This window comes from Streptomyces sp. NPDC001231 (assembly GCF_042896885.1).
Taxonomy (GTDB): domain Bacteria; phylum Actinomycetota; class Actinomycetes; order Streptomycetales; family Streptomycetaceae; genus Streptomyces.
On the sequence record NZ_JBIAXS010000045.1, the window covers coordinates 12,906 to 39,694 of the forward strand.

At 72.2% G+C, this 26,789-nt stretch carries 24 protein-coding genes, 2 pseudogenes and 1 riboswitch; of the genes and pseudogenes, 14 read left to right on the forward strand and 12 right to left on the reverse strand.

What is annotated here, in order from left to right; genetic code table 11:
- Positions 1-7 precede the first annotated feature (7 nt).
- The 5 genes and pseudogenes from ACFY3J_RS35795 to ACFY3J_RS35815 form a co-directional block, all read left to right on the forward strand.
- Entirely contained in the window at positions 8-1,738 is a 1,731-nt protein-coding gene (locus ACFY3J_RS35795) for a hypothetical protein (protein ID WP_390842622.1), read from the forward strand.
- A complete protein-coding gene (locus ACFY3J_RS35800) occupies positions 1,722-2,078 on the forward strand; it encodes a hypothetical protein (protein ID WP_384172528.1) in 357 nt (118 codons plus the stop codon). Before ACFY3J_RS35795 ends, ACFY3J_RS35800 begins: the two co-directional genes overlap by 17 nt.
- A 7-nt stretch (positions 2,079-2,085) precedes the next feature.
- On the forward strand, positions 2,086-2,997 hold the full coding sequence (locus tag ACFY3J_RS35805; protein WP_390842623.1) for a hypothetical protein: 912 nt from the start codon (positions 2,086-2,088) through the stop codon (positions 2,995-2,997).
- A gap of 193 nt (positions 2,998-3,190) precedes the next feature.
- Positions 3,191-3,334 (forward strand): hypothetical protein, encoded by a 144-nt coding sequence (locus tag ACFY3J_RS35810; protein WP_384172666.1) that lies wholly within the window; start codon positions 3,191-3,193, stop codon positions 3,332-3,334.
- A 121-nt stretch (positions 3,335-3,455) separates the two neighbouring features.
- Positions 3,456-3,689 (forward strand): annotated as a pseudogene (locus ACFY3J_RS35815) (glycine betaine ABC transporter substrate-binding protein); the annotation flags it as partial.
- Positions 3,690-3,752: 63 nt separating this feature from the next.
- Here the strand turns inward: ACFY3J_RS35815 and ACFY3J_RS35820 are convergent.
- On the reverse strand, positions 3,753-4,283 hold the full coding sequence (locus ACFY3J_RS35820) for a carboxymuconolactone decarboxylase family protein (RefSeq protein WP_384172522.1): 531 nt from the start codon (positions 4,281-4,283) through the stop codon (positions 3,753-3,755).
- 47 nt (positions 4,284-4,330) lie between these two features.
- Here ACFY3J_RS35820 and ACFY3J_RS35825 point away from each other — a divergent pair, with 47 nt between their 5' ends.
- Positions 4,331-5,749, forward strand: coding sequence for a PLP-dependent aminotransferase family protein (locus ACFY3J_RS35825; protein WP_390842624.1), 1,419 nt, complete (start codon positions 4,331-4,333; stop codon positions 5,747-5,749).
- 30 nt (positions 5,750-5,779) lie between these two features.
- Here the strand turns inward: ACFY3J_RS35825 and ACFY3J_RS35830 are convergent, their stop codons facing one another.
- Positions 5,780-6,634, reverse strand: coding sequence for a hypothetical protein (locus ACFY3J_RS35830; protein WP_390842636.1), 855 nt, complete (start codon positions 6,632-6,634; stop codon positions 5,780-5,782).
- 100 nt (positions 6,635-6,734) lie between these two features.
- Positions 6,735-7,940 (reverse strand): ornithine--oxo-acid transaminase, encoded by a 1,206-nt coding sequence (rocD, locus tag ACFY3J_RS35835; RefSeq protein ID WP_384172516.1) that lies wholly within the window; start codon positions 7,938-7,940, stop codon positions 6,735-6,737.
- A gap of 113 nt (positions 7,941-8,053) precedes the next feature.
- Positions 8,054-8,142: riboswitch (ZMP/ZTP riboswitch) on the forward strand.
- Between the two features lie 30 nt (positions 8,143-8,172).
- Between rocD and ACFY3J_RS35840 the strand changes: the two genes are divergently transcribed.
- Positions 8,173-9,627 carry a glycine hydroxymethyltransferase gene (locus ACFY3J_RS35840; RefSeq protein ID WP_384172512.1) on the forward strand — a complete coding sequence of 485 codons (1,455 nt, stop codon included), beginning with the start codon at positions 8,173-8,175 and terminating at the stop codon, positions 9,625-9,627.
- Positions 9,628-9,695: 68 nt separating this feature from the next.
- On the opposite strand, the pseudogene ACFY3J_RS35845 reads toward ACFY3J_RS35840, so the two are convergent.
- The 4 genes and pseudogenes from ACFY3J_RS35845 to ACFY3J_RS35860 all read right to left on the reverse strand — a co-directional run bounded on the left by ACFY3J_RS35845 (position 9,696) and on the right by ACFY3J_RS35860 (position 12,738).
- Positions 9,696-10,393, reverse strand: a pseudogene (locus ACFY3J_RS35845) (hypothetical protein).
- A gap of 53 nt (positions 10,394-10,446) precedes the next feature.
- Positions 10,447-11,184 carry a hypothetical protein gene (locus tag ACFY3J_RS35850; RefSeq protein WP_390842625.1) on the reverse strand — a complete coding sequence of 246 codons (738 nt, stop codon included), beginning with the start codon at positions 11,182-11,184 and terminating at the stop codon, positions 10,447-10,449.
- A gap of 119 nt (positions 11,185-11,303) precedes the next feature.
- A complete protein-coding gene (locus tag ACFY3J_RS35855) occupies positions 11,304-12,185 on the reverse strand; it encodes a hypothetical protein (RefSeq protein WP_390842626.1) in 882 nt (293 codons plus the stop codon).
- Positions 12,178-12,738: an RNA polymerase sigma factor gene (locus ACFY3J_RS35860; protein ID WP_390842627.1), complete on the reverse strand. Its 561-nt coding sequence runs from the start codon at positions 12,736-12,738 to the stop codon at positions 12,178-12,180. The genes ACFY3J_RS35855 and ACFY3J_RS35860 overlap by 8 nt, the downstream gene beginning before the upstream one ends.
- A gap of 131 nt (positions 12,739-12,869) precedes the next feature.
- On the opposite strand from ACFY3J_RS35860, the gene trpS reads away from it, so the two are divergent.
- Positions 12,870-13,883: a tryptophan--tRNA ligase gene (gene trpS / locus ACFY3J_RS35865; RefSeq protein WP_384172497.1), complete on the forward strand. Its 1,014-nt coding sequence runs from the start codon at positions 12,870-12,872 to the stop codon at positions 13,881-13,883.
- 162 nt (positions 13,884-14,045) lie between these two features.
- Entirely contained in the window at positions 14,046-14,627 is a 582-nt protein-coding gene (locus ACFY3J_RS35870) for a 2'-5' RNA ligase family protein (protein ID WP_384172495.1), read from the forward strand.
- 82 nt (positions 14,628-14,709) lie between these two features.
- Here the strand turns inward: ACFY3J_RS35870 and ACFY3J_RS35875 are convergent, their stop codons facing one another.
- Positions 14,710-15,474, reverse strand: coding sequence for a decaprenylphospho-beta-D-erythro-pentofuranosid-2-ulose 2-reductase (locus tag ACFY3J_RS35875; RefSeq protein ID WP_390842628.1), 765 nt, complete (start codon positions 15,472-15,474; stop codon positions 14,710-14,712).
- 85 nt (positions 15,475-15,559) lie between these two features.
- Here ACFY3J_RS35875 and ACFY3J_RS35880 point away from each other — a divergent pair, with 85 nt between their 5' ends.
- The gene (locus ACFY3J_RS35880; protein ID WP_384172490.1) at positions 15,560-16,522 is read left to right on the forward strand and encodes a YihY/virulence factor BrkB family protein; all 963 of its coding nucleotides are present in this window, start codon (positions 15,560-15,562) and stop codon (positions 16,520-16,522) included.
- Here ACFY3J_RS35880 and ACFY3J_RS35885 read toward each other — a convergent pair.
- A complete protein-coding gene (locus ACFY3J_RS35885) occupies positions 16,470-17,747 on the reverse strand; it encodes a D-alanyl-D-alanine carboxypeptidase family protein (protein ID WP_384172487.1) in 1,278 nt (425 codons plus the stop codon). The genes ACFY3J_RS35880 and ACFY3J_RS35885 overlap by 53 nt on opposite strands.
- Before the next feature lie 91 nt (positions 17,748-17,838).
- Between ACFY3J_RS35885 and ACFY3J_RS35890 the strand changes: the two genes are divergently transcribed.
- The 3 genes from ACFY3J_RS35890 (at position 17,839) to ACFY3J_RS35900 (ending at position 21,413) form a co-directional block, all read left to right on the forward strand.
- Entirely contained in the window at positions 17,839-18,078 is a 240-nt protein-coding gene (locus ACFY3J_RS35890) for an SCO4848 family membrane protein (protein ID WP_225078982.1), read from the forward strand.
- Between the two features lie 75 nt (positions 18,079-18,153).
- Positions 18,154-19,608, forward strand: a complete 1,455-nt coding sequence (locus tag ACFY3J_RS35895) for a metallophosphoesterase (RefSeq protein ID WP_390842629.1) — start codon at positions 18,154-18,156, stop codon at positions 19,606-19,608.
- 248 nt (positions 19,609-19,856) lie between these two features.
- Positions 19,857-21,413, forward strand: coding sequence for an ABC transporter substrate-binding protein (locus ACFY3J_RS35900; RefSeq protein ID WP_384172480.1), 1,557 nt, complete (start codon positions 19,857-19,859; stop codon positions 21,411-21,413).
- A 3-nt stretch (positions 21,414-21,416) separates the two neighbouring features.
- Here the strand turns inward: ACFY3J_RS35900 and ACFY3J_RS35905 are convergent, their stop codons facing one another.
- Complete coding sequence (locus ACFY3J_RS35905) at positions 21,417-22,871, reverse strand: sensor histidine kinase (protein ID WP_384172477.1); 1,455 nt, start codon at positions 22,869-22,871, stop codon at positions 21,417-21,419.
- Entirely contained in the window at positions 22,868-23,572 is a 705-nt protein-coding gene (locus ACFY3J_RS35910; RefSeq protein WP_281156152.1) for a response regulator transcription factor, read from the reverse strand. The genes ACFY3J_RS35905 and ACFY3J_RS35910 overlap by 4 nt, the downstream gene beginning before the upstream one ends.
- A 157-nt stretch (positions 23,573-23,729) precedes the next feature.
- Between ACFY3J_RS35910 and ACFY3J_RS35915 the strand changes: the two genes are divergently transcribed.
- Positions 23,730-26,165 (forward strand): MMPL family transporter, encoded by a 2,436-nt coding sequence (locus ACFY3J_RS35915; RefSeq protein ID WP_384172657.1) that lies wholly within the window; start codon positions 23,730-23,732, stop codon positions 26,163-26,165.
- Here the strand turns inward: ACFY3J_RS35915 and ACFY3J_RS35920 are convergent.
- A complete protein-coding gene (locus ACFY3J_RS35920) occupies positions 26,137-26,745 on the reverse strand; it encodes a Uma2 family endonuclease (protein ID WP_384172473.1) in 609 nt (202 codons plus the stop codon). The genes ACFY3J_RS35915 and ACFY3J_RS35920 overlap by 29 nt on opposite strands.
- Positions 26,746-26,789 lie beyond the last annotated feature (44 nt).

A 26,789-nucleotide genomic window follows, 5' to 3' on the forward strand; every position in this document is an offset into this window, starting at 1 on the left:
GAGTCGCGTGAGCACCGTATCCGTGCCGCAGCAACAGCAGTCGAGGCCTCCGGACGCGACCCCGCCCGTGCCGCCGTACGCCAGTGAGGCCACCCGGCTGCTGTGCGCGGGCACCTACCTGGACAGCGAATACCGGGACCGGGTCATCGACGAGCTGTACGTCAACGAGCAGCGCCTGTGTGCTCCTTCGTTCGGCTTCGACGCCGCACGGGTCCTGGCCCACGCCCTGCGTGCGCGACGTCTGGAACTGGCCTGGGACGGAGCCCTCCTCGGGCTGTGGGTGGCGGGCGCCGCGCTGACCGGGTACTGGCTGCTGCTCTTCCTCGTCCTGGGCGTCCAACTGGCCGTCGCCAACCTGATCGGGGGCAAGAGCGACCACCCGCCGCTGTACCGGCGCGTACCGGCCTGGTTCCTGCGGTGGTACAGCCGTATCGGTCTGGCCTGGCTCCTCCTGCTGACCTTGATCGCCGCGTTCTCCGGTGGTGGCCACTCCTCCTCGGGCACGTCGTCGTACTACAGCGAGTACGGGACGTCGAGCGGCTCACCGACCAACCTGTCCGACCTGTTCACGGACGGGACGATCGGCCCTCGGGAGGCATGGTTCTCGATCACTGTCCTCGCGCTGATCGCCCTCTGTCTCGCCGCCCGGCGCAGCCAGGTCACCCGGGCGTTGACGGCGGAACTCTCCCCTCGGCGTTTCCCGGACGCCGCGAGCGATCCGGCCCTCCGGGCCGAGGGCGGACGGTTCCGGCGGCTGGTCGGGCGCGTCCGCGCGGAACAGCACCAGCAGTTGGTCATGTACCACGAGGCCCGCCCGTTCTGCGGGGCCGGAACCGCGCACGACACCTGGGTGCTCGCCGTCGAACTGCGCCCCGACGGCATGAAGAAGCAGCGCCCGCTGAGCAACCGGGCGGTCCTGGAGACCGTCCGCCCGCTGCTGGAACAGCTCCGCGAATCGGCGACGACCGCCGCGTACCCCGTGCGCGACCGACTGCGCCGGCTCGAGATCGACGAGTGCGTCTTCCTGCCCGTCGAGGGGATGCTGCGCCGTGAGGACGCCCCGTACGATCCGCAGGCCTTCGAGAACCACCGGATGCGTGCGGCCGAGGAAGGCGCCGAGAAACGGCGGCACTTCCTGTGCGTGCGGGTCGGCGGCTGGGAGGGGGAGCTGATCGTCAGCGTCTTCGTCCGCGTGCACACCCAGGGCCGGATGCTCATGCTGGAGGTCGCCCCGCACGTACTGAACCCGGTGCGGCTGGAGTTCAAGGACGCCGACCGCACCGCTCACCGCTACAACCGCAACAGCCTGCTGGGCAAGGCCGCCTATGCCGTGCCACGGGTACCGGTGTCCCTGGGCATCGCCCTGTTCGACCTGGGACGGATGATCCGGTTCGACTGGCGGCTGCTGACGGCCGGCAACGCCGGCGCGCTGCCGGAGGGCCCCGCCCTGTCGGTGCGTGAGCTGGGGTCCGCGCCGGACGGGTCGCTGTTCCAGCAGATGGATGTCGACCGCTACCTGCGCACGATCCAGGACCGGATCGCGCACGGCGTGCGCGCCGCGCTCGCCGACGCCGGATACCAGACCGGCGAGTTCGTCCAGAAGATCGTCAACATCAGCAACGGCGGTGTGAACATCGACTCGGTGGAGGGCTCCACCTTCGCCGTCGGTTCGCACGCGACCGCGAGCAGCGGCCCCGAGCCGCGGAAGGGAACGGGCAGCGATGACCGACCGGCATGAGCCGAACGTATCCATGGGGAACGTCTCGGGCAGCACTTTCGCCATCGGCAGCCATGCCAGCGCGGTCGGCCATCACGGCACGGGACCGCAGCGCGACGAGGTCACCGAGCAACTGCTGGCCGCGGTGCGCGAGCTGCGCGCCGATCTGACCCGGGTGCGCGGCACCGAGCAGACCGCCGCGCTGGACGCCGAACTCGCCGGTACGGAGGAGGAGATCACCACCACCGGCCAGGCCGGCCCGTCCCGGCGTGAGCGGCTGCGCGGGCTGCTCGCCGACTCCCAGTCCCTGCTGAACGTCCTCGCCTCCGCGGGTGCCGTGGCGGGACTGCTGGGGCAGTGAGAGCGCGATGAACGGGGGACAGCGTCACTGGAACGAGGAGACCCAGCGCTGGGAGGACGGCACCGCGGAGGTGGCGCGGGCGACCCCGCCACCGCCCGCCCGTCCGGCGCACACACCGGCATGGCCGCCGGGCGAGGTCCGTGATCCCGACGCCGACGCGCCCACCGGCCCATGGCCCGTGGCGGCCCCGTCGGCGCCGCCGGCCGTGCCCGGTGGGCACAGCCGCCGCACCGCCGTGGCGGTGATCGGCTCGGCCGCCGCCGTGGGTGTCGCCGTCGCCCTGGTGGTGACCCTCGGTCCCGGCGGCGGAGGGCACGGCGGCGACCGGGTGGCCGCCACGACGAGCGGTACCCCGGCCACGTCCGCACCGCCCCCGAGCACGTACGCCTCACCGGAACCGGACACCGGGACGCCGTCCCCGTCGGCCGACGAGCTTCCGGCCGGCTACACCGCCTACGACGACCCGGAGGGCTTCCGCATCGCCGTGCCCGACGGCTGGCAGCACCAGCGGTCCACCGTGAGCTCCCAGTACGGGATGGACGTCGTCAACTACCGTGATTCCACGGGCCGTCACCGGCTCCAGGTGTACGAGGTGCAGGAGTCCTCCCCGGACGAGTCGTTCGACCTGTACCTGTCCGCGGACGTGCCCAAGCCCCCGGGCTTCCGGACGCTGTCCCGGGTGAACCTGGACAGCGGCGACTTCACCGGCTCCCGGCTGGAGTACCTGGCCGACTCCCTCAGGGGCGAACCGGACATCGGCACCTGGCACGTCGTGGACGAACGCTTCCGGGCCGCCGACGGCAGGCTGTACGCGCTCGCGTCCTACGGCCCCGAATCCGACGGCCGCGACGACGAGCAGGAGGTCCTCAGCGCGGCGCTGGACTGGTTCTGTCCGTCCTCCGCCACCTGCGCAGACTGATCCACCGCCGCTCCCGACACCCGCGCGTCTTCCTTTTTGTCCAGCAATTTCCCCGACTTCCGTGACTCGGAGCATGTCCGGTCATCGGTAGGGCATGGACCTCGAGGAAGGGGGCAGGTGCCCGCTCACTCCCCCTGCGCAGGGCGCGACGTGACGCAGGTCAACTGAGCAGGAGCGGAAGGCCGTACCGATCATGGCGGACAGTGCGGGACATGGTGCGCGCGGCACTATCCACGCGGGCGGGGAGTGGCGCGAGGCGATCGGCGGCGCGACACGCGAGATCCTCGACCCCGCGGACGCGGCTCCGTTCGCCGTGGTCGCGGAGGGTGACGAATAGGACGCGGACGTGGCCGTTGAGGCCGCCGCCGTACCTTCGACGGCGGCGAGGGTGCCTTCAGGGTGCCTTCCGCTACTTCGCCGACCTCGTCGCCGCGGAAGCCGACGTATCTCGCCAAGAGGACGCGGCCAAGGTCGCCTGCGCCCACCCGCACACGGCGCTGCGCAAGTACCTCAACGCCGACTTCGCCCGGTCCGGCGGCGCGGCGGCCGCCTTCCTGAAGAAGTTCAAGTGGACCACCGAGGACCAGAACCAGGTCTCCTTGATGATCGCCGACCGGAAGCTCACCCCGGCCGAGGCGGCGAAGAAGTGGGTGGACGGCCACCGGTCCACATGGAAGGCGTGGCTGCCCTGAGCGCGGACGGGGCCCGCCGGGCCTCCCGGTCCAGGGGCCCGGCCGGACCCTGGACCGGGGTCGTCACTTGTACTGCCCCGGCGTGTAGTGGCCCGGGACCGCGCGGGCCGTCACACCGAACCGGTTCCAGGCGTTGATCACCGTGATCGAGGCGATCAAGTGGGCCAGCTCGGCCTCCTCGAAGTGCGCGGCCGCCCTCTCGTACACCTCGTCCGGCACGAAGCCGTCGGTGAGGACCGTGATGGCCTCGGTCAGCTCGATCGCAGCGAGCTCCTTCTCCGTGTAGAAGTGCCGCGACTCCTCCCAGGCACCGAGCTGCACGATCCGCTCCACGCTCTCGCCGGCCGCGAGCGCGTCCTTGGTGTGCATGTCCAGGCAGAACGCGCAGTGGTTCAGCTGCGAGGCCCGGATCTTGACCAGCTCGCGCAGCCGCGGTTCCAGGCCCTGTCCCGCGGCCGCGTCCAGCCGGACCATCGCCTTGTAGACCTCGGGGGCGTGCTTGGCCCACTGCATACGGGGCTCGTGCTCGGGTGCGTACGCGGGGGCGCCTTCGGTGGTGTCCGTGTGTTCGCCGGTGTTCGTCGTCGTAGCCATACGCCCGACCCTATGAGCGAAGCAGCCCAGGAGTATGGTCCATTTCCATGGCGGAATCATGGGCCACTCTGGGCGTCGACCTGCATCTGGAACCGGCCGGTCCCGGTGTGCGCCGCGGCCTCACCGACGCCCTGCGCGAGGCGGTCCGCACCGGCCGTCTGGCCCCTGGAACCCGGCTGCCCTCCTCCCGGACCCTCGCCGCCGACCTGGGCATCGCCCGCAACACGGTCGCCGATGCCTACGCCGACCTGGTCGCCGAGGGCTGGCTCACCGCCCGCCAGGGCTCGGGCACACGCGTGGCCATGGGGGCACCCGCCTCGCCGTTCGGGCCGTCGCCGAGCGCGGACGTCCGGCAGACCGGCGCGGCACGCCACCCGCGCGAACGCCCCCGCCCCGTCCACGATCTCGTCCCCGGCACCCCGGACCTCGCCTCCTTCCCCCGCACCCAGTGGCTCAAGGCCGCCCGCCGTGCCCTGGCCGCCGCCCCCCACCACGCCCTCGGCTACGGCGACCCGCGCGGCCGGCCCGAACTGCGCACCGCGCTGGCCGGCCATCTCGCCCGGGTCCGGGGCGTCCGCACCGACCCCGACCACCTGCTGGTGTGCGCGGGCTTCTCACACGGACTGCGGATCCTCGGCACGGTGCTGCGGGCCCGCGGCGTCACCACGGTCGCCGTCGAGTCGTACGGCCTCGACGTGCACTGGGACCTCCTGACCCGCGCGGGCCTGCGCACCCTTCCCCTGCCCTTCGACGAACTCGGCACGGTCACCGGCGAACTGAGCGGCCCCGGAGCGGTCCTGCTCACCCCCGCCCACCAGTTCCCGATGGGCGTGCCCCTGCACCCCGACCGGCGCGCGGCCGTGACGGACTGGGCCCGGCGCACCGGCGGCCTGATCCTGGAGGACGACTACGACGGCGAGTTCCGCTACGACCGCCAGCCCGTCGGCGCGCTCCAGGGACTGGACCCCGACTGCGTGGTCTACCTGGGCACGGCGAGCAAGTCCCTGGCCCCCGGCCTGCGCCTGGCCTGGATGGCGCTGCCCCCCTCCCTCATGGCGGAGGCCACGGCCGCCAAGGGGCCCTCCGACACCTGCGGGGTGTTCGACCAGTTGACGCTCGCGGAGTTCATCACCTCCGGCGCCTACGACCGCCATGTGCGCTCGGCCCGCCTTCGCTACCGCCGCCGCCGCGACACCCTGGTCGAGGCCCTCGCCACCCGCGCGCCCGACGTCCGCCCCACCGGCATCGCCGCCGGACTGCACGCCGTGCTGCGCCTGCCGCCCGGCACCGAAGCCGCGGTGGTCCAGGCGGCCGCCTGGCAGGGCCTCGCCCTCCACGGACTGTCCCGCTTCCACCACGAGCAGGCCGCCGTGGCACCGTTGGACGCCCTGGTCGTCGGCTACGGCACCCCGCCGGACCACGCGTGGGCGGCGGCCCTGGACGCCCTGTGCCGGGTGCTGCCCTGACGGCCCGCCGGGCGGCCCGTCGGGCGGTGATCACCCCTCCTCGGCAGGCACCTTCTCGACCGGTCCTTCCTCGGCCGGCGCCTCCCTGAACCGCGCCAGAGCCAGGGCGCCCGCCACCGCCACCGCGAAGCCGAGCACCGCGAGCCAGGCCAGGCCCTCGCGGGTGCGGTCGCCCAGCCACACCACCCCGATCGCCGCGGGGCCGATCGTCTCGCCGATGACCATGCCCGCGGTGGCCGTGGTCACCGAACCGCGCTGGAGGGCCGAGGTCAGCAGCAGGAAGGCGGCTCCCCCGCCGAGGAGCAGGGCGTAGGCCGCCGGGTTGGTGAACAGCGCCGACGGGGCGAGCGAGTCGATCAGCCGCACCGACACCTCGACCACGCCGAACCCGAAGCCCGCGCCCAGGCCCAGCAGCAGGGCACGGACGCGTTCGGGCAGGCGGCCGGCGACCGCTCCGAGCAGCAGCACGGCCAGCGCCGCCCCGAGCATCGCCCACTTCAGCGCCGCCGAGCCGTCCTCGCGGCCCTCCGTGCCCGAGGCCAGCCCCAGCATGGCCAGACCGGCGCAGACGACGCCCACCGCCGACCACTCCACCGCGCTCAGCCGCACCCGCAGCAGCCGGGACGCGGTCACCGCCGTCACCGCGAGGCTGGCGGCGAGGGCCGCGCCGACCACGTAGATCGGCAGTGAGCGCAGGGCCGCGATCTGGAGCAGGAACCCGAGGCCGTCCAGGCCCAGGCCCGCCAGGTACCGCCACTGCCGCACCGCGCGCAGCAGCAGCGCCGCGTCCCCGCCCCCGCCGGTGTCCGCCGCGGCGCGCGCGGCGATGGCCTGGAGCACCGTCGCCGTGCCGAAACACACCGCCGCACCGAGCGCGCACACCATTCCGAAGAGCACGAAGCGACTCTAGGGGAGCGGTGGATCCGCGCGCCGCCCGATCCGGCCGCACGCACCACCCGCTCCGGCCGGGCTCCGAGTCACCCCGCTACGCGCCGAGCACCGCCCGCAGCTGGGACAGTCCCCAGTCCAGGTCCTCCTCGCCGATCACCAGCGGCGGGGCGATCCGGATCGTCGAGGTGTGGGTGTCCTTCACCAGGACGCCCCGGTCCATCAGCTTCCGGGCGACCTCCCGCCCGGTACCCAGCGAACGGTCGACGTCCACGCCCGCCCACAGCCCGCGTCCGCGCACCGCCCGCACCCGGCCCGTGTCGGCCAGCCGCTCCAGCTCGCGGTGCAGATGCTCGCCCAGCTCCGCGGCCCGTGCCTGGAACTCGCCCGAGCGCAGGATCGCGATCACCTCCAGCGCCACCGCGCACGCCAAAGGGTTCCCGCCGAACGTCGACCCGTGCTCGCCCGGCCGGAACACGCCGAGCACCTCCCGCGAGGACACCACCGCCGACACCGGCACGATCCCGCCGCCCAGCGCCTTCCCGAGCACGTACACATCCGGCACCACCCCCTCGTGCTCGCACGCGAAGGTACGGCCGGTGCGCCCGAGCCCCGACTGGATCTCGTCGGCGACGAACAACACGTTCCGCTCCCGTGTCAGCTCCCGCACCGCCGGCAGATAACCGGCCGGCGGCACCAGCACCCCCGCCTCGCCCTGGATCGGCTCCAGCAGCACGGCGACCGTGTTCTCCGTCATCGCCGACCGCATCGCCGTGAGGTCCCCGTACGGCACGATCTCGAAACCCGGCGTGTACGGCCCGAAGTCCGCCCTGGCCTGCGGGTCGGTGGAGAAGCTGATGACCGTCGTCGTCCGGCCGTGGAAGTTGTTGCCCGCGACCACGATCTTCGCCATCTCCGCGGGCACGCCCTTGACCCGGTAGCCCCACTTCCGGGCCGTCTTCACCGCCGTCTCCACCGCCTCGGTGCCCGTGTTCATCGGCAGTACCGACTCCATGCCGCACAGCTCCGCCAGCTGTTCGCAGAACGCCGCGAACCGGTCGTGGTGGAAGGCCCGCGAGGTCAGTGTCACCCGCTCCATCTGCGCCTTGGCCGCCTCGATCAGCCGCCGGTTGCGGTGCCCGAAGTTCAGCGCCGAGTAGCCGGCCAGCAGATCGAGGTACCGGCGGCCCTCCACGTCCGTCATCCACGCGCCCTCCGCCGTGGCGATCACCACGGGCAGCGGGTGGTAGATGTATGCGCTGTGGGCGTCGGCGGTGGCGATGAGGTCTTCCGTGGCGGTCACGGCGGCTCCCGAGGACGAGGGTCGCCTCCCGGGAAGGGGAGGTTGTCCTCCTTCCTATCCTCGCTCGCATGGCGGACGCGGGAACTGCGCCGTGGGGTGCGCCCGGTAGGCTGACGACGGGCCGTGACTGGCGCGCTGGGATGGGACCGACCATCAGGGAGCGGCCCGAGCGGAAAGTGTGCCGTGCGCCTGGGCCGTAACGTGAACGTCGACGCCACGTCCGGAGGTCCCGATGCCTGAGAACACCGCGCCCCTGTCCAACGAGTCCACCGCCTTCCGCGCCGCCCTCGACGTGATCCGCGCCGTCGAGCCGCGCGTGGCCGACGCCATCGGCCAGGAGGTCGCCGACCAGCGCGAGATGCTCAAGCTGATCGCCTCCGAGAACTACGCCTCCCCGGCCACCCTGCTGGCCATGGGCAACTGGTTCAGCGACAAGTACGCCGAGGGCACCATCGGCCGCCGCTTCTACGCCGGCTGCCGCAACGTCGACACCGTCGAGTCGTTGGCCGCCGAGCACGCCAAGGAACTCTTCGGCGCCCGTCACGCCTACGTCCAGCCGCACTCCGGCATCGACGCCAACCTCGTCGCCTTCTGGGCCGTCCTCGCCCAGCGCGTGGAGGCCCCCGCACTGGAGAAGGCCGGGGTCCGCCAGGTCAACGACCTCTCCGAGGCGGACTGGGCCGAACTGCGCCAGGCCTTCGGCAACCAGCGCATGCTCGGCATGTCCCTGGACGCCGGCGGACACCTCACCCACGGCTTCCGCCCGAACATCTCCGGAAAGATGTTCGATCAGCGCTCCTACGGCACCGACCCGGCCACCGGCCTCCTCGACTACGAGGCCCTGCGCGCCTCCGCCCGCGAGTTCAAGCCGCTGATCATCGTCGCCGGCTACTCCGCCTACCCGCGCCTGGTGAACTTCCGCATCATGCGCGAGATCGCCGACGAGGTAGGCGCCACGCTCATGGTCGACATGGCCCACTTCGCGGGCCTGGTCGCCGGCAAGGTTCTCACCGGCGACTTCGACCCGGTCCCGCACGCGCAGATCGTCACCACCACCACCCACAAGTCCCTGCGCGGCCCCCGCGGCGGCATGGTCCTGTGCGACGACTCCCTCAAGGACCAGGTCGACCGGGGCTGCCCGATGGTCCTCGGCGGCCCCCTTCCGCACGTCATGGCCGCCAAGGCGGTCGCCCTGGCCGAGGCCCGGCAGCCCTCCTTCCAGGACTACGCCCAGCGCATCGTCGACAACTCCCGCGCCCTGGCCGAGGGCCTGACGCGCCGCGGTGCCACCCTCGTCACCGGCGGCACCGACAACCACCTCAACCTGATCGACGTCGCCTCCTCCTACGGCCTCACCGGCCGTCAGGCCGAGGCCGCCCTGCTCGAGTCCGGCATCGTCACCAACCGCAACGCGATCCCGGCCGACCCCAACGGCGCCTGGTACACCTCCGGCATCCGCATCGGCACCCCCGCGCTGACCACCCGTGGTCTGGGCATCGCCGAGATGGACGAGGTCGCCGGCCTGATCGACCGCGTCCTGACGGCCACCGAGCCCGGCACCACCGGCAAGGGCACCCCGTCCAAGGCCCAGCACGTCCTCGACCCGAAGATCGCGGACGAGATCTCCCACCGGGCCACGGACCTCGTGGCGGGCTTCCCCCTCTACCCGGAGATCGACCTCGGCTGACCCGTCCCCGCACGGGACTCACACGGCACAGGGCTCGCAGGGCTCGTAGGACTCGCAGGGCACATGGCTCACAGGTCGATCAGCTCCTGACGTGGTTCCTCCCGCGGCGGCCCGGCACCGCGCCGGGCCGCCGCGCGGCATATCAGCAGCGTGCCGCCGGCCCCGCGGCCAGCCCGCCGGCCGCCCACCACAAGTGTTCACCCCGGCCGCCCGGAGTGCTGCCGGACGGCGCACCGTCCGTGTCGTCCAGCAGCCCCGTGGGGGCCAGCCGTTCGTACAGGTCCCGCGGCGCCCGGTGCCAGCGGATGTCGTCGTCCTCCACGTCCGGGGCCAGGTCCGAGCGCACCCACGGTGTGCCGTCCTCCGCCACGATCACCTGATCCTGCCGCTCCACGGCCACATCCCCTCCCGGCGGCCTGCTCGTCACCGGCCATCCCCCGACCCCGGTCAGCCCCCACACCACGGTCACCCGCACCCCTGGATGCCGCCCCCGCGCCCAGGTGTCCGGCACCGGCTCCGTCCCCGTGTACGCCGGGCGCAGCAACTCCCGGAGCAGGGCGAAGTCGCGATCGCCCAGGTGCAACGCCCGGGTCCGCCCCGAGCCGCCCGCGACGACCAGGGCCACATCGGGCGCACGCGGCGCACCGCCCCCGTCCGAGGCCGCCGCGACCGGCGGCACCCCGCACAGCAGCACCCCCACTCCGACCACCGTCACCGGCAGCACCGAGATCAGCCATGGCGCCGAGCGCCCGCCGCGCAGTGCCATCCGACCGCCCCCTTCCGTTCTCCCACGCACGTGTCTCGTCCTCGGCACGCGCCCTACACGTCCCGCAGTTCCTGCCGGGGCCCCGGGTCCCGCTCCCGCCGCAGGCGGTCGAGCGGAAGCCTCGAGGCGAAGGGCCGCAGCACCAGCGCGAGCACCGCCCCGCCTGCCGCTCCCGGTATCGCCCACCACCAGTCGGTGCCATCGCCACCCGCGGCCGGCACACTCACCCGCACCGTCTGCGTCCCCTCGTCCGCGTCGGGACCGGTGGTGTCCGGCGTGGCCGTCTCCGCCTGCCACGGCGCCGGGAAGATACCGGTGTACCCCTGGCCCGAGGCCGAGGCCTTGCCCATCACGCCCAGCTTCGTGAGCAGGGCACGCAGCCGGGCCGGCTGCTCGGCGCGGTGCCAGTACCCGTTCGTGGACTCGGGCACGTTCGCCGCCGTGTGGATCCAGACGGCGCTTTCGCCGGTCACCGGGAAGACCCGGTCGAGTCGCCACGGTGATATGTCGTGCGCCAGCCAGGTCACGTTGATCTGCCGGGCATGGACCAGGTCGGCCTCGGGCGGTTTGTCGCGGCTGCCCGAGCCCGCCGGGCCCAGGAGGCTCTCCAACTGCCCATACTCCTTCGCGGAGTAGTACAGCGCGCCGGCCTCCCCGCTCTGCGGCGAGGTCACCAGCACGCTGGTCGGACCGCCCGCCGCAGCGGAGGACGCGCCCCACACCATCACGGCGAGCACCGTCGTCAACGCGCCCATGAGCGCGGTCAGTTCACGAACCCTCCACCTGCCCATCCGAACCCCCACCGGCCGAATCCGGCGCGGCCCGCCCCGGGCCGCGCATCACTTCTGGTACACCGCCCGGCCCGCCCGGGTTCCCACCCCGCGTCACCGACCTGTCCGGTCACGCTCACCTAGGGCGAAGGCCGCCCGGAAGTCCCGGACTCCAGCACGTCCGACCGGGCGATCCGCGTCGCGCGCGCCTTCGACGCCACTCCCTCCAGCCGGAGCGTCACGGCGTCGTCGCCCCTCCCGCGCATCCACAGCAGGGTCGGACCGGCGGTGCGCTCGCTCCGGGTGAAGCGGTGGCCGTCGGCGTCCATCAGCCAGAAGCCGAGCAGATGCGGTCTCGGGAACCACAGGGCGGTGTCCTGAACGCCATCGGCCGACGTCGTGTGCAGCGGGATCCACTCCGGTGGTTCCCGCAGGCTCTTGACGAAGCTGACGTCCAGCCGCTCCGGGAACTCGTCGAGCCGTATCGTCCGTCCCTGTTCGTGCCAGCACAGGGTCACCAGGAACCGCCCCCGCGGCTCGGCGGTCACCGTCACCGCGTCCGGCACGCCGAGCGCGTCCGGCACCAGGGGCTCGAAACCGGCCTGCCGCCGGGCCTGCTCCAGGGACAGCGAGCGGCCGCAGCCGGGTACCTCGGCGCCGGGTGAGGGCACCGCCGACGGGTCGTACCGCACCTCGACGCCGGCGAAGCCGAACCAGTCGAGGACCGCCGCCCGCACCGGGGGAGTGAGCGCGAGGACCGTCAGCAGACCGCACAGGGCCGCCGTCAGCGAACGCCATCGCGTCCGCGTCCAGCGCCGCACCGCCCGCAGCCGCTCACCGGCACCCGCCGGCTCGGCCACCGGTACCGGCACCTGATCGGCCAGTATCTGCTGAAGCACCCGCTCCACCATCGACTCGGGTCCCGTCGCCGGACCCGCCGCCCCGGGCGCGTCCAGCGACCGCCCGAGCGCCCGCAGCTCCTCCGGCAGCCCGGGGACCCCCGCCCCCTCCTGTTCACGCACGCTCCTCACCTCCTTCCCGGGACCGGACGTCCGGCAGCAGCCGGCCCAGCTTGCGCAGGGCGCGGTTGAGACGGGACTTCACCGTGCCGCGGGGCCAGCCCAGGGCCTGGGCGGTCTCCGACTCCTCCATCTCCAGCAGATAGCGGTAGGTGACGACCAGACGGTGCTCCTCGCTCAGCTGTTCCAGCGCGGCCAGCAGGGCGGCGCGGCGCTCCGCGCGCAGCGTCGCCACCGCGGGGTCCGCCGACTCCGGTATCAGCGGCTCGGCCTCCACGAACGCCGCCTCCCGGCCGGCGAGCGTGCGCCGCCGGGCCGCGGCGCGCACTGTGTTCCTCGTCTCATTGGCGACGATCGACAGCAGCCACGGCTTGAAGGCCGAGCCGTCCCTGAACCGGCCCAGGGCGCAGTACGCCTTGACGAAGGCCTGCTGCACCACGTCCTCCGCGTCCGCCCCCGCCCCGAGCGCGGTGGCCGCCCTGAGCGCGATGCCCGTATGGGCCCGCACCAGCTCCGCGTACGCCTCCGGCTCTCCGGCGCGTACGCGTGCGATCACCGCGGCCTCATCGACGATGCGGCCCCCCTCCCGCGTTCTCACACCCTTGTTACACCGCGCGGGACGATTCGGTTCCCACCTGTTTCCGGCCGGTTCCGGATCGGGCCCCCGTACCTGAGAGAATGGTGAGCATGGCGACTGACCGACCCCGCGTGCTCTCCGGAATCCAGCCCACCGCCGGATCGTTCCACCTCGGCAACTACCTCGGCGCCGTCCGTCAGTGGGTGGCCCTTCAGGAGACCCACGACGCCTTCTACATGGTCGTCGACCTGCACGCGATCACGGTCCCGCAGGACCCGGCCGAGCTGCGTGCCAACACCCGGCTCGCCGCCGCCCAGCTCCTGGCCGCCGGGCTGGACCCGGCCCGCTGCACGCTGTTCGTCCAGAGCCACGTCCCCGAGCACGCCCAGCTCGCCTGGGTCATGAACTGCCTCACCGGCTTCGGCGAGGCCGGCCGCATGACCCAGTTCAAGGACAAGTCCCTCAAGCAGGGCGCCGACCGGACCTCCGTCGGCCTGTTCACGTACCCGATCCTCCAGGTCGCCGACATCCTGCTGTACCAGGCCAACGAGGTGCCGGTCGGCGAGGACCAGCGTCAGCACATCGAGCTCACCCGCGACCTCGCCGAGCGTTTCAACGGCCGCTTCGGCCAGACCTTCACCGTCCCGGGCGCGTACATCCTCAAGGAGACGGCGAAGATCTACGACCTCCAGGACCCGACGATCAAGATGAGCAAGTCGGCGTCCACGCCGAAGGGCCTCATCAATCTGCTGGACGATCCGAAGGCCACCGCCAAGAAGGTCAAGAGCGCGGTCACGGACACCGACACCGTCATCCGCTACGACCCGGAGACCAAGGCGGGCGTCAGCAACCTCCTGACGATCTATTCGACGCTGACCGGGGCGGGTATCGGCGAACTGGAGGAGAAGTACGCCGGCAAGGGCTACGGTGCGCTCAAGACGGACCTCGCCGAGGTCATGGTCGAGTTCGTGACGCCGTTCCGGGAGCGGACCCAGCAGTACCTGGACGACCCGGAGACCCTGGACTCGATCCTGGCCAAGGGCGCGGAGAAGGCGCGCACGGTCGCCGCGGAGACCCTCTCCCAGGCGTACGACCGGGTGGGTTTCCTGCCCGCCAAGCACTGAGGCGCACCACCGCACACGCGTGCCGCCGGGCAGAGCGCTGCACATCACTGTGGCTGCGCCTGCCCACAACGGTGCCGTGGTCGTACAGTCATAGCCGGACGGCGGTGACGAAACGGCTGAGAACGAAACAGAAGACCCATCCGGCACGACGAAGGAGACGACGTGGGGACCGTAACGATCGGCGTGTCGATCGCGGTCCCGGAGCCCCACGGCAGCCTGCTCCAGCAGCGGCGCGCGGGCTTCGGCGACGCCGCGGCTCACGGCATCCCCACGCACGTCACCCTGCTGCCGCCGACGGAGGTCGGCTCCGCGGAGCTGCCGGCCGTCGAGGCCCATCTGACGGAGGTGGCCGCGGCCGGGCGCCCCTTCACCATGCGGCTGTCCGGCACGGACACCTTCCGGCCGCTGTCGCCCGTGGTCTACGTACGGGTCGTCGAGGGCGCCGAGGCGTGCATGTGGCTGCAGAAGCAGGTCCGCGACGCCTCCGGGCCCGTGGCGCGCGAACTCCAGTTCCCCTATCACCCGCATGTGACGGTGGCGCACGGCATCGACGACGCGGCGATGGACCTCGCCTTCGAGGAGCTCGCCGAGTACGAGGCCGAGTGGCCGTGCACCGGGTTCGCCCTGCACGAACAGGGCGCCGACGGGGTGTGGCGCAAACTGCGGGAGTTCGGCTTCGGCGGCAGCACGGTGGTGCCCCCGCAGGCCCTCCCCGTGGACCGCGGCACGCTGCCCGCCCGGTAGGCACGCCGCCCCCGGTGGGTATGCCGCCCACCCGGCAGGGACGGGCCCGCCCCGGCGGTGAACAGCGGTGCCGAAGCGGCGGCTACAGCGGCAGCCGCCGGAAGACCGCGCGCGGCAGATGCCGCAGTACGGACGTCACCACCCGGAGCACACCGGGCACCCACACCGTCTCCGAGCGTCTGCGCAGGCCGAGTTCGACGGCGGTGGCGACCTGCTCCGGGGTGACGGTGAAGGGTTCGGCCTCGCGGCCGGCGGTCGCCCGGGAGCGTACGAACCCGGGGCGTACGACCATGACGTGCACCCCGGTGCCGTACAGCGCGTCGCCCAGGCCCTGGGTGAAGGTGTCCAGACCGGCCTTGCTGGAGCCGTAGATGAAGTCCGCGCGGCGGGCGCGTTCACCGGCGGCCGAGGAGAGCACCACCAGCGAGCCGTGCCCCTGGTTCTGCAGCGCCTGCCCGGCCACCAGCCCCGCGGACACCGCCCCCGTGTAGTTGGTCTGCGCGACCCGGACCGCGTTCAGCGGCGCCCGTTCGTCGTACGCCTGGTCGCCGAGGACGCCGAAGGCCAGCAGCACCATGTCGATTCGGCCCTCGGCGAAGACCTTGCCGAGGACGGTCTCGTGGGACGCGCAGTCGAGCGCGTCGAAGGGGGCGGTGCGCACCTCCACGCCCAGGCCGCGCAGATGCCCGGCGGCCTCCTCCAGGGCCGGTGACGGGCGGCCCGCCAGCCACACGGTGCGGGTGCGGCGCGCGATCAGACGGCGCACGGTGGCCAGGGCGATATCGGATGTGCCGCCGAGGACGAGCAGGGACCGGGGGAGACGAGAGAGACCGGAGGCATCCTTCACGGCAGACGACTGTATCGTCCGGTTATGCGTGTTTTGACGCAGAAACGCGGTGTTCAGGTGACCGATGAGCGGGCACAGTCCGATCATGGACTGGCTGAAGAGGCTCCCCGTCGTCGGGCCGTGGGCGGCCCGCCTGATGACCACGCACGCGTGGCGGTCGTACGAGCGTCTGGACCGGGTCAAGTGGTCGCGACTGGCCGCCGCCATGACGTTCATCAGCTTCGTCGCGCTGTTCCCGCTGCTCACGGTGGCCGCCGCGATCGGTGCCGCCACGCTCAGTCCGGAGCGGCAGCACACGCTGGAGGACAAGATCGCCCAGCAGTTCCCGGGCCTGGGCCGGCAGCTGGACATCAGCGCCCTGGTGCAGAACGCCGGGACGGTCGGGCTCATCGCCGGTGCCGTCCTGCTGCTGACCGGCGTCAACTGGGTCGGCCAGATGCGGGACTGCCTGCGCGCGGTCTGGGAGCTGCCCGACCCGGAGGAGAACCCGCTGATGAGCAAGGTGAAGGACGCGGGTGTCCTGATCGGCCTCGGTGGCGCGTTGCTGGTCACCCTCGCCGTGTCCACCGTCGCCTCGGCCGCCGTCGGCTATCTCTCCCGCCAGATCGGGCTCGCGGAACAGGGCTGGGGCAGCCTCCTGTTGCGGATCATCGCGTTCGCGGTCGCCGTACTGGCCGACTTCCTGGTGCTGTTGTACGTCCTCACCCTGCTGCCCGGTGTCGAGCCGCCACGCCACCGGCTGCTGGTCGCCGCGCTGCTCGGCGCGGTCGGCTTCGAACTGCTGAAGCTGCTGCTGAGCGGCTACATCCAGGGGGTGGCGGCGAAGAGCATGTACGGCGCCTTCGGGGTCCCCGTCGCCCTGCTGCTGTGGATCAACTTCACGTCCAGGCTGGTCCTGTACTGCGCCGCCTGGACGGCGACGCAGGGCGGTGCGGGCGAGGGGAACGGTGCGCCCGGCGAGGACGGGGGCGGCGACGACGGCCGGGCCGTCGATCTCAGGGGCGGGTCCGGCGGCGCATCAGGTCCGGCAGCGGCCAGCGGCGGTTGACCAGGAAGACGCCGGCCGCGAGCAGTGCCAGCGCGCCACCGGCGACCCCGAGGGCGATCCCCACTCCGCTGGAGCCGTTCTCGGCGGACGCGCTCGCCTCGGCCGCGGGGGACGAGCCGCCGTCGGTCCGGCCCGCGGAGGGCCCGGCGCCCGGCCGGCTCTTCGCCTCGGCGGCGCTCCTGGGCGGCACCAGCTCGCCCACCGGGCGCGCCTTGTCCAGGGCGGAGAAGCCCCAGTCGAAGAGCTTGGCGGTCTCCTTGTAGACCTCGTTGTGGTCCTTCTTCTCCGGGTTCATCACGGTCACGAGCAGCACCCTGCCGTCGCGCTCGGCGACTCCGGTGAAGGTGGCTCCCGCATGGGTGGTGTTGCCGTTCTTCACGCCCGCGATGCCCTGGTAGACCGAGACGTCGTAGTCGCCGCTCAGCAACCGGTTGGTGTTCTGGATCTCGAAGGAGCCGCGGGAGGTCTTGCCCTTCTTGTTCTTCTTCGTCTCGCCCGGGAACGACGCCCGCACGGTCGAGCAGTACTCGCGGAAGTCCTTCTTCTGCATCCCCGAGCGGGCGAACAGCGTGAGGTCGTACGCCGACGAGACCTGGTCCTTGGCGTCGTAGCCGTCCGGGCTCACCACGTGCGTGTCGAGTGCCTGGAGCTCCTGCGCGTGCGCGTTCATGTCCTCCACGGTCGGTCCTACGCCGCCGTTCATCGCGGACAGCACGTGCACGGCGTCGTTGCCGGAGCGCAGGAAGACGCCCAGCCACAGGTCGTGGACCGTGTAGGTCTCCTTCTCCTTGATGCCGACCAGGCTGGACCCGGCGCCCACGTCGGCCAGATCGGCCGGGGCGACCTTGTGCGTCTGCGTCCGGGGGAACTTCGGCAGCACGGTGTCGGCGAACAGCATCTTCAGCGTGCTGGCCGGCGGCAGGCGCCAGTGCGCGTTGTGCGCGGCGAGCACCGCGCCGGACTCGGCGTCGGCCACGATCCAGGAGCGCGCGGAGAGGTCCTTGGGCAGCACGGGCGCGCCGTCGCCCAGGTCGACCTGTGTGCCGGGCAGTCCCAGGCGGGCGCCGCCCACCGTGGACATCCGGGCCGGGGGAGCGGCCGACGGGACCGGCGCTGCGAGAGCGGCGGGTGCGGCCAGCGGAACCGACAACACGGACAGCGCAGACAGCAGGGCGGCGGAAGTGACCACCGGCGATCGCCTGATGATCTTATTGGGTGCGGGCACGGTCGGAAACGTACAGGGCGCGGGCAGTGACGTCCCTCCCGGCCTCCCACCCCGGACGCGGAGCCGGGTCCCGGACAGCGATACTGAACGTATGAAGCTCAGCCGCCCCGTCTCCTGGTTCCTGCTCGCCTTCGGGGTGTGGAGCTGGGTCATCTGGGTCACTTTCGTCAAGAATCTCGTCAAGGACGGCAGCGGTCTCGCGTTCGACCACGGGCAGCCGACGGCGTACTTCTGGGTGCACCTGGCGCTCGCCGTCGTCTCCTTCGTATTGGGGACGGTCATCGGGGTCATCGGGTTGCGCGGACTGCGCGCACTGCGCCGGACGTCATAGCGTTCCGGACAGCTCCACGGGGCCTTTGGCAGGGGCAGGGGCCGGCACAGGCAACAGGCGGAAGGAACAGGCGGCATGGTGGTCGTCTTCGTGCTCGTGGCGCTGCTCGTGGTCACGGGGGTAGTGGCGGCCAACTGGTACCTGTGGCGCCGCCTGTTCCGCGACACCACCCGCGGTCCCGGTCCGGTGCGCCGCGCGGGCGCGGTCCTGATCGCGGGCGGCTGGCTCCTGGCCGTCGGAGCCCTCGTCGCCGAACGCGCCGGGGCCCCCTTCTGGCTCCAGCGCACCCTGGCCTGGCCCGGCTTCCTCTGGCTCGCCCTGGCGCTGTACCTGTTGCTGGCCACCCTGGCGACCGAGCCCCTCCGCCCGGTCCTGCGCCGTCTCCTGCCCGCTCGACCCCCGGAGCCCGCCCCCGATCCGGATGGCCCGCTCCCCGTCGCGCAGGCGTCCGCCCGCGAGACGCGGACCGCCGACGAGGCGCCGTCCGCCCACGAGCCACCCTCCGCCGCGGAGCCGCCGTCCGCCGCCGAGCCGGTGCTCGGCCGCGTGCCGCTCCCCGCCGTCGAGACGCAGTCCGGTTCCGGTCGTCTGGCGGTGGACGAGGCGAAGACGGCGGTCGCCGGTCCTGCCGAGCCCGAGGCCCCACCGGGCCCCGGCCGTCCGGTCCCGTCGGCGGAGGCCGCGCCGCCGTCCCCGCGCGACCTCCCCAGCCGGCGGCTGTTCGTGTCGCGGGTGGTCGCCGGAGGCGCCGCCGCGGTCGCCCTGGGGACTGCGGGACACGGGACCTACGGGGTGCTGCGCGGGCCGCGGGTGAAGCGGGTCACCGTGCCGCTGGCGAAACTGCCGCGGGCGGCGCACGGGTTCCGGATCGCCGTCGTCAGCGACGTCCACCTCGGCCCCGTCCTCGGACGCGGCTTCGCGCAGAAGGTCGTCGACACGGTCAACGCGACCCAGCCGGACCTCATTGCCGTCGTCGGGGACCTGGTGGACGGCAGCGTGAAGGACCTCGGGCCCGCGGCGGCACCGCTGGCCGGGCTCCGGGCACGGCACGGGGCGTACTTCGTCACGGGCAACCACGAGTACTTCTCCGGTGCCGAGCAGTGGGTGGAGGAGGTGCGGCGTCTCGGCCTGCACCCCCTGGAGAACGCGCGCACCGAGATGCCCGCCTTCGACCTGGCCGGCGTCAACGACGTACGGGGCGAGAGCGAGGGGCAGGGCCCCGACTTCGAGCGGGCGCTCGGCGACCGCGACACGGCACGCGCGTGCGTGCTGCTCGCCCACCAGCCGGTGCAGATCCACGAGGCCGTCCGGCACGGTGTGGACCTCCAGCTCTCCGGCCACACCCACGGCGGCCAGCTCTGGCCCGGCAGCCTCCTCGCGGCCGCCGCCAACCCGACCGTCGCGGGCCTGGAACGCTACGGCGACACCCAGTTGTACGTCAGCCGGGGCGCGGGCGCGTGGGGCCCGCCGACACGGGTCGGCGCCCCCTCCGACATCACCGTCGTCCAGCTCGCCTCGAAGCAGGCCTAGGGTCTTTCGTTCGGATCAGGCCGGATCAGGGCGCGGTGCCAGGGTCCGCGAGCCCGGCATGATCCAAACGAGAGGCCCCGGAGTCCCGGAACCACCCCCGAAACACTCGAACAACAAGTCTTCGTAACTTCTTCGCATTCTCCCCAGACCCGGTTTCCCTCTGGCGAAAAGTGTGTGATTAGGTAACGGCGCCACTCAGGTGTGTGGCATATGCAGAAGGGCCCAAAAGGGGTCTGGGGAGGGTACGGATGCGATCGGTTCGCATGCGGATCCTCACGACGCTGCTCGTGCTGGCGGTCGTGGGGGTGGGCGGCTGGCAGTTGCTGCCGTCGAAGGACGACAATGGCAAGACGATCGTCGTGGGCACGACGGACGCCGTCACGTCACTGGATCCGGCGGGAGCGTACGACGCGGGCTCCTGGGCACTGTTCAGCAACGTGTTCCAGTCCCTGCTGGCCTTCGAGCCGGGTGGCGTCCAGCCCGTTCCGGACGCGGCCAAGAGTTGCGGCTTCGTCGGCAGCGGACTGCGCACCTACCGCTGCGAACTGCGCGAGGGCATCAAGTTCCCCAGCGGACGCGCGATGGACGCCGAGGACGTGAAGTTCTCCTTCGACCGCATCAAGAAGGTCAACTCCGACGTCGGCCCCGCCTCGCTGCTGTCGACCCTCGGTTCGGTTGAGGCCGGCGGCATGACCGTCACCTTCCACCTGTCGGCCCCGGACGCCACCTTCCCGCTGAAGGTGGCCACGGGCGCCGGCTCCATCGTCGACCACACCCGCTACCCGGCCAACGGACTGCGCACCGGCACCGCGATCGACGGCACCGGGCCGTACGGGCTCAAGGGGTACGCCAAGGACAAGAGAGCGGAGCTGACGCCGAACGGCTCCTACAAGGGCGCCATCAGCAGCACCGGGCGACCGGTCGAGCTGCGCTACTTCGACAGCCCGGCCGAGCTCGAGAAGGCATGGGAGGGCAAGCAGGTCGACGTCGCCACGCGCAACCTGCCCCCGAAGCTCCTCGCCGGACTCAACCCGAGCGACCCCAGGATGCGCGTGTCCGTGTCCGACAGCGCCGAGACCCGCAACCTGTACCTCAACACCCGTGCCTCCTCGCCGCTGCACGACACCCGCGTCCGGCAGGCCATCGCCTGGCTGATCAACCGGGAGCAACTGGCCGGCACCGTGTACGACGGGACCGTGGACGCGCTGTACTCGCTGATCCCGGCCGGTATCACGGGCCACAACACGGCGTTCTTCGACGCCTACCCGGTGCAGAACACCGAGAAGGCCCGCGAGTTGCTGACCGAGGCCGGCGTGTCGATCCCGGTGCGGTTCACCTACGGCTACGGCGAGGGGCGCGGCGCCGCCGGCGAGGAGGCCGAAGAGCTCAAGCGGCAGCTGGAGGCCGGCGGCCTGTTCAAGGTCGACACCAAGGGCTACGAGTGGTCCGACTTCCAGAAGCGCTGGGCGGGCGGCAAGCTCGACGCGTACGCGGTCGGCTGGGTCCCCGACTACCCGGACCCCGACACCTTCGGCTCCGCCCTCGTCGGCACCGACAGCACCATGAACACCGGCTACAGCAGCAAGACCGTCGACAACCTCATCCGGGACACCCGGCAGTTGGCCGACCGGGGCCGGATCGCCACGGACTTCCGCAGCCTCCAGACGAACGTCGCCACCGACGTGCCGCTGATCCCGCTGTGGCAGCGCAAGGAGTACGTGGTCAGCAGCGAGGACGTCGGCGGCGGCCAGTACCTGTCGGACGGCACGGGCAGCTTCCGGCTCTGGAAGCTCGACTGGATCTGACCGCTACGACCGGGCCTGCGCGGGCAGCGTGACCGTCACCGCGAACCCCTCACCGGGGTGCGTGCGGACGGCCACCTGCCCGCCGTGCGCTTCCGCCACCCCCTGGACGATGGCCATGCCGAGGCCACTGCCCGCGCCACCGCCCGTGCGGAAGAAGCGGTCGAAGACACGCGCCGCGTCCTCCTCGGCCAGCCCCGGCCCCTTGTCCCGCACACACAGCCGTACGGCACCGTCCGCGTGCTCCGCCGAGAGCCGCACCGGAACGTCGGCGGGCGTGTGGACGCGCACGTTGGCCACCAGGTTGCCGAGCACCTGCCGCAGCCCCGACTCGTCGGCGTGCACGAGGAGGACGCCCTCGGCGCCGACCGTCACGGGCCGCTCCGGCTGCTGTGCGCGCAGGTCCTCGGCGGCGTCCCGCACCAGCCGGACGACGTCGACGTTCCGCAGCCGCAGCCGCGGCCGCTGATCCAGGCGGGCCAGGGTGAGCAGTTCGTCGACGAGCCGCCCCATGCGGTCCACTTCGGCGTTCATCCGGTCCCAGGCGCGCCTGCGCTCGTCCGGTTCCGTCAGCATCCCCTTGTCGTACAGCTGGAGGTAGCCGCGTATCGCCGACAGCGGCGTGCGCAGCTCGTGCGAGGCGTCGGCGACGAAGCGGCGCAGCTGGGCCGCGCTGCGCTCGCGCGTGCGGTACGCCGACTCCACCTGGTGCAGCATGGAGTTCAGAGCGACGCGCAGCTGCTCCACCTCCTGGGTGGGATGGTGACTGGAGGGCACACGCCGGGTCAGGTCGCCCTCGGCGATGGCCGAGGAGGTCTCCACCATGTCCTCCAGCGGCCGCATCCGGCGGCGCACGCTGAACATCGTCAGGCAGGCGAGCAGCGCCAGCAGCAGGGTGCCGACGCCCAGGTCCAGTCTGAGGGCCTTGGCGATGCCCTGGTGCAGCGCGTCGGTGGAGGTGGCGAACACCAGGTAGTTGCCGTCGGTCAGACGGGCGGAGGTCGCCCGGTAGGTGGCGCCGTGCAGCGTCACCTCGTGCGGTGCCGGGGCGGCGGCGAGCGCGTGCGGGTCGCCGATCGCGGCGGCCAGGGCACGCTGGGCGTCGGTCGGCGCGAAGCCGGCGATGGGCACGGCCTCGCCGCTGCTGCCGACGGCGGTGAAGACGGATTCCGGCCGGGGCCTGTTGACGGTGGGCTGTACGAAGTGGTCCCGGATGAGGGTCAGCGCGGCCAGCGAGTCGATCTGCCGCATGGTGAGCCGGGAGTCCGCCACGGACTCACGGGTCTTGATCAGCTGGGTGTCGATCTGGCCGAGCAGGTAGTGCCGCATGCCCATCAGGCTCGCGGCGGTCGCCACCACGACGCCCACGGCGAGCAGCCCGACGTTCGCCAGGGTCAGCTTGCCGCGCAGGGAGTGGATCCCGTGCCGGCGGCGCCGCGGACGCGGTCTGCGCGGCCTCATGCCAGCCCGTATCCCACGCCCCGCCGGGTCGTGATCAACGGCGGTCCGAGCGTGTCCAGCTTGCGGCGCAGATAGCTGATGTAGGTCTCGACGACGGTCGACTCGGGCGGGGTGTGCTCGTACTGCCAGACGTGCCTGAGGAGTTGCTCCTTGGGCACGACCCGGCCGCCGTTGCGCACCAGGAAGCGCAGCAGCGCGTACTCGGTGGGGGTGAGCTCGACCGCACGGCCCGCGCGGTGCGCCGAGTACGTCGTCTCGTCCAGCTCCAGGTCGCCGTAGCGCAGCGGCGGGCGCTGCGGGAGGACGTCGGCGGGGCGGGTGCGGCGCAGCACGGCCCGTACGCGGGCGACGACCTCGTCGATGTTGAACGGCTTGGTGATGTAGTCGTCGCCGAAGCCGAGCGCGCCGACGATCTCCGCGGGCGCGTCCCGCGCGGTGACGAAGACCAGCGCCAGGTCCGGGCAGCGGGCGCGCAGCTCACGGCCCAGCGCCCGGCCGTCCCCGTCCGGCAGCATCACGTCGAGCAGGGCCACGTCGGGCCGGGTGCGCTCGGCGAGCGCGCACGCCTCGCGGACCGTGCCCGCGGTCATCACCTGGAAGCGGTGGTAGCGCAGGGCGATGGCGAGGACGTCCGCGATGGACTCCTCGTCCTCGACGACGAGGACCGTCGCCCCTTCGTGCGCTGCCTCGTTGACGGTCATGTCCCCAGTATCCGCGGCGGGACCGGCGGCGGGGCCGCGGGTGCTTTGGAGTTCCTTGAGAGTCGGGGCGGCACGTGCCGGTCCGCGCCCGCCGCTGCGGATGCTGGTGTCCCAGGACCCGGGGGACCCGGATGAAGGAGCGAAGAGCGTGACGACATTGGCGCGGTGGTGCTACCGGCACCGGCTGCTGGTCCTGTTGCTGTGGGTGGTGGCACTGCTCGGAGCGGGCGTGGGGGCGTCCGCCGGGGGCACGGCCTACGCGAACGTCTTCTCCCTGCCGGACACGGACTCCAAGTCCGCGTACGACCTGATGGAGAAGGCGTTCCCGAAGGCCGCGGGCGACACCGACACGGTGGTGTGGAAGGTCGACGAGGGATCGGTCCGGGACGCGTCGGTGCGCGCCCGGATCGAGCCCGCCCTGGCGGAGATCGGCCGGATGCCGGGGGTGGGCGCGGTCAGCGGCCCGTACGAGGGCGCCCGGGGCGCGGCGCAGATCAGCAGGGACGGGACGATCGCGTACGCGCAGCTCACCTTCACCGAGCGGGCGAACGCGGTGCCCAAGCAGCTCGTGCAGGATGTCGTAGACACCGCGCGGGCGGCCGAACGCAGCGGCCTGCGGGTGGAGTTGGGCGGTCAGGCGATCACCCGGATCCAGCAGCCGCCCACGGGTCTGTCCGAGCTGGTCGGCCTCGCGGCGGCGGCGGTCGTGCTGTTCCTCGCCTTCGGCTCGCTCTTCGCGATGCTCCTGCCGATCGCCGTGGCGGTCTTCGGCGTCGGCATCGGCCTGTTCTCCACCCAGATGATCAGCCACGTCACGGACGTGCCCGACATCGCCCCGCTGCTCGCCTCCCTGATCGGTCTCGGCGTGGGCATCGACTACGCGCTGTTCATCGTCACCCGGCACCGGCGTGGACTGCTGCGCGGCCTGGAACCGGAGGAGTCGGCGGTCGTCGCCCTCAACACCTCGGGCCGGGCGGTGCTGTTCGCGGGCGGCACGGTGTGCATCGCGCTCGCCGGGATGCTGGTGACGGGCCTGCGCTTCCTGGACGGCGTGGTCATCGGCACCTCGCTCACCGTGGTGCTGAGCGTGCTCGCGGCCGTCACCCTGCTGCCGGCGCTGCTCGGAGTCCTCGGGCCGCGGGTGCTCAGCCGGCGCCAGCGGCGGCGGCTCGCGGCCGGGGGCCCCTCCCGGGACGAGCGGGCGAGCACGCTCGCGGCGCGCTGGTCGGGCACGGTGCAGAGGCGTCCCGCCTGGATCGCGGGCCTCGCGCTGGTCGTCATGGTCCTGCTCGCGCTGCCGGTGCTGTCACTGCGGCTGGGCGCCACCGACCAGGGCAACGACGACGCCACGACGACGACCCGCAGGGCGTACGACCTGCTGGCCGAGGGCTTCGGACCCGGCTTCAACGGGCCGCTCCAGGTGGTCTCCACCGACGGTGACACCACCGCGCTGGTCAAGGGCATCGAGGAGACCCGCGGGGTGGCCCGGGTGGCCGCGCTGCCGCCCGCGCACGGCGTCACCGTCATCCAGGTCGTCCCGACCACCTCGCCGCAGTCCGAGCGGACGGACCGGCTCATCGACACCCTGCGCGACGAGGTGATCCCCGAGGCGGGGGCGCGGGCGCACGTCGGCGGTGTCACGGCGGTCTCGAAGGACTTCGCCTCGGTCACGGGCGACCGTCTGCCGTCCTTCGTCGCGACCATCGTCGGCCTCGGCTTCCTGCTCCTGCTGGTCGCCTTCCGCTCGCTGCTGGTGCCGCTGACGGCGGCCGTGATGAACCTGGTCGCCGCCGCCGCGTCCTTCGGCGTCCTCGTGGCGATCTACCAGTGGGGCTGGGGCCTGGACCTGCTGGGCCTCGGCAAGGAGGGACCGATCCAGGCGTTCCTGCCGGTCATCATGCTGTCCCTGCTCTTCGGCCTGTCGATGGACTACCAGGTCTTCCTGGTGAGCCGGATGCACGAGGAGTGGGTGCACACCCGGGACAACGCCCGTGCGGTCCGCGTGGGCCTCGCGGAGACAAGCCGGGTCATCAACTCCGCGGCCCTGATCATGGTCTGCGTCTTCCTCGCCTTCGTCCTCAGCGGAAACCAGGGCGCGGCGATGGCGGGCGTCGGCCTGGCGGCGGCGGTCGCGCTGGACGCGTTCGTGCTGCGGACGGCACTGGTGCCGGCGGCGATGCATCTGTTCGGCAGGGCCAACTGGTGGCTGCCGGCCTGGCTGGAGCGCCGTCTGCCGCATCTGGCGGTGGAGGCCAAGGAGGAGCCCGAGGAGGCACCGGTCCCGCGGCAGCCGGGTCCCGCTGCGGTGATCCACGGCTTCATCCGCACCGAGGAGGGCGAGCCCGTCCACGGCGCGGCCGTGACCCTCCTGTCCAAGGGCGGCCGGCAACTGGACCGGGTGACGTCCCTGGCCGACGGCTCCTACATCGTCGCGGTACCGGGTCCGGGCACCTACCTGCTCGCCGCCACGGCATCGCCCCGCGGGTCCCGCGCCCACCACGTCGTCGTGACCGACGGCCCCCTGGTCCACGATGTGGAACTAAGGGAGGACGAGGTGGACGCGGTCAACCAGTCCGCACTTGGCCGGCCTTGAGGATCTCATCGACGCTCAGGGTGACCTCGGCGCCGATGGCAGCGGGCAGGGGGACGACTTCGCCGGGGGAGTACGGGCGGTGGTTCTCGTAGTCGTCGCCGGCGGGGTCGGTCAGAACGTGGACGCGCTGGTGTTTGCGGTCGACGATCACATAGACCGGGATCTTGGCGCCCGCATACGCCTTGACCTTGTTCCGCAGGTCGGTCTTCCAGTTGCTGGAGGTGACTTCGAGGACCAGACGGAAGCAGACGGGGGCGTAGCAATTGTTCTCGACGAGGTGGTCGTCGATATCGGCATCGACGACCACCAGGTCGGGGACTGCGTAGTCCTCGGCTCCAGTGGGAAGCCAGAGCCCGATGCCTTCGAGAACCTCGGTCTCCCCGTCGGCCAGACCGGAGGCGGTGAAGAGCGTCCTCAACCTCGACAGAGCACGGGCATGAGCAGCGTTGGGCGTCGGGGACACGAGGATCTGGCCTCCGATGATCTCGACGCGATACCCCGGATTGCGGTCCATGAGCCGGTTGGCTTCCGCGATCAACGGACGGTCGCCATGGGACTGCTCGACGGCTGCAGCGGACATCACGTGCCTCCCGTGGGCTGGTGTCGAGAGCATCATCGTAGGCA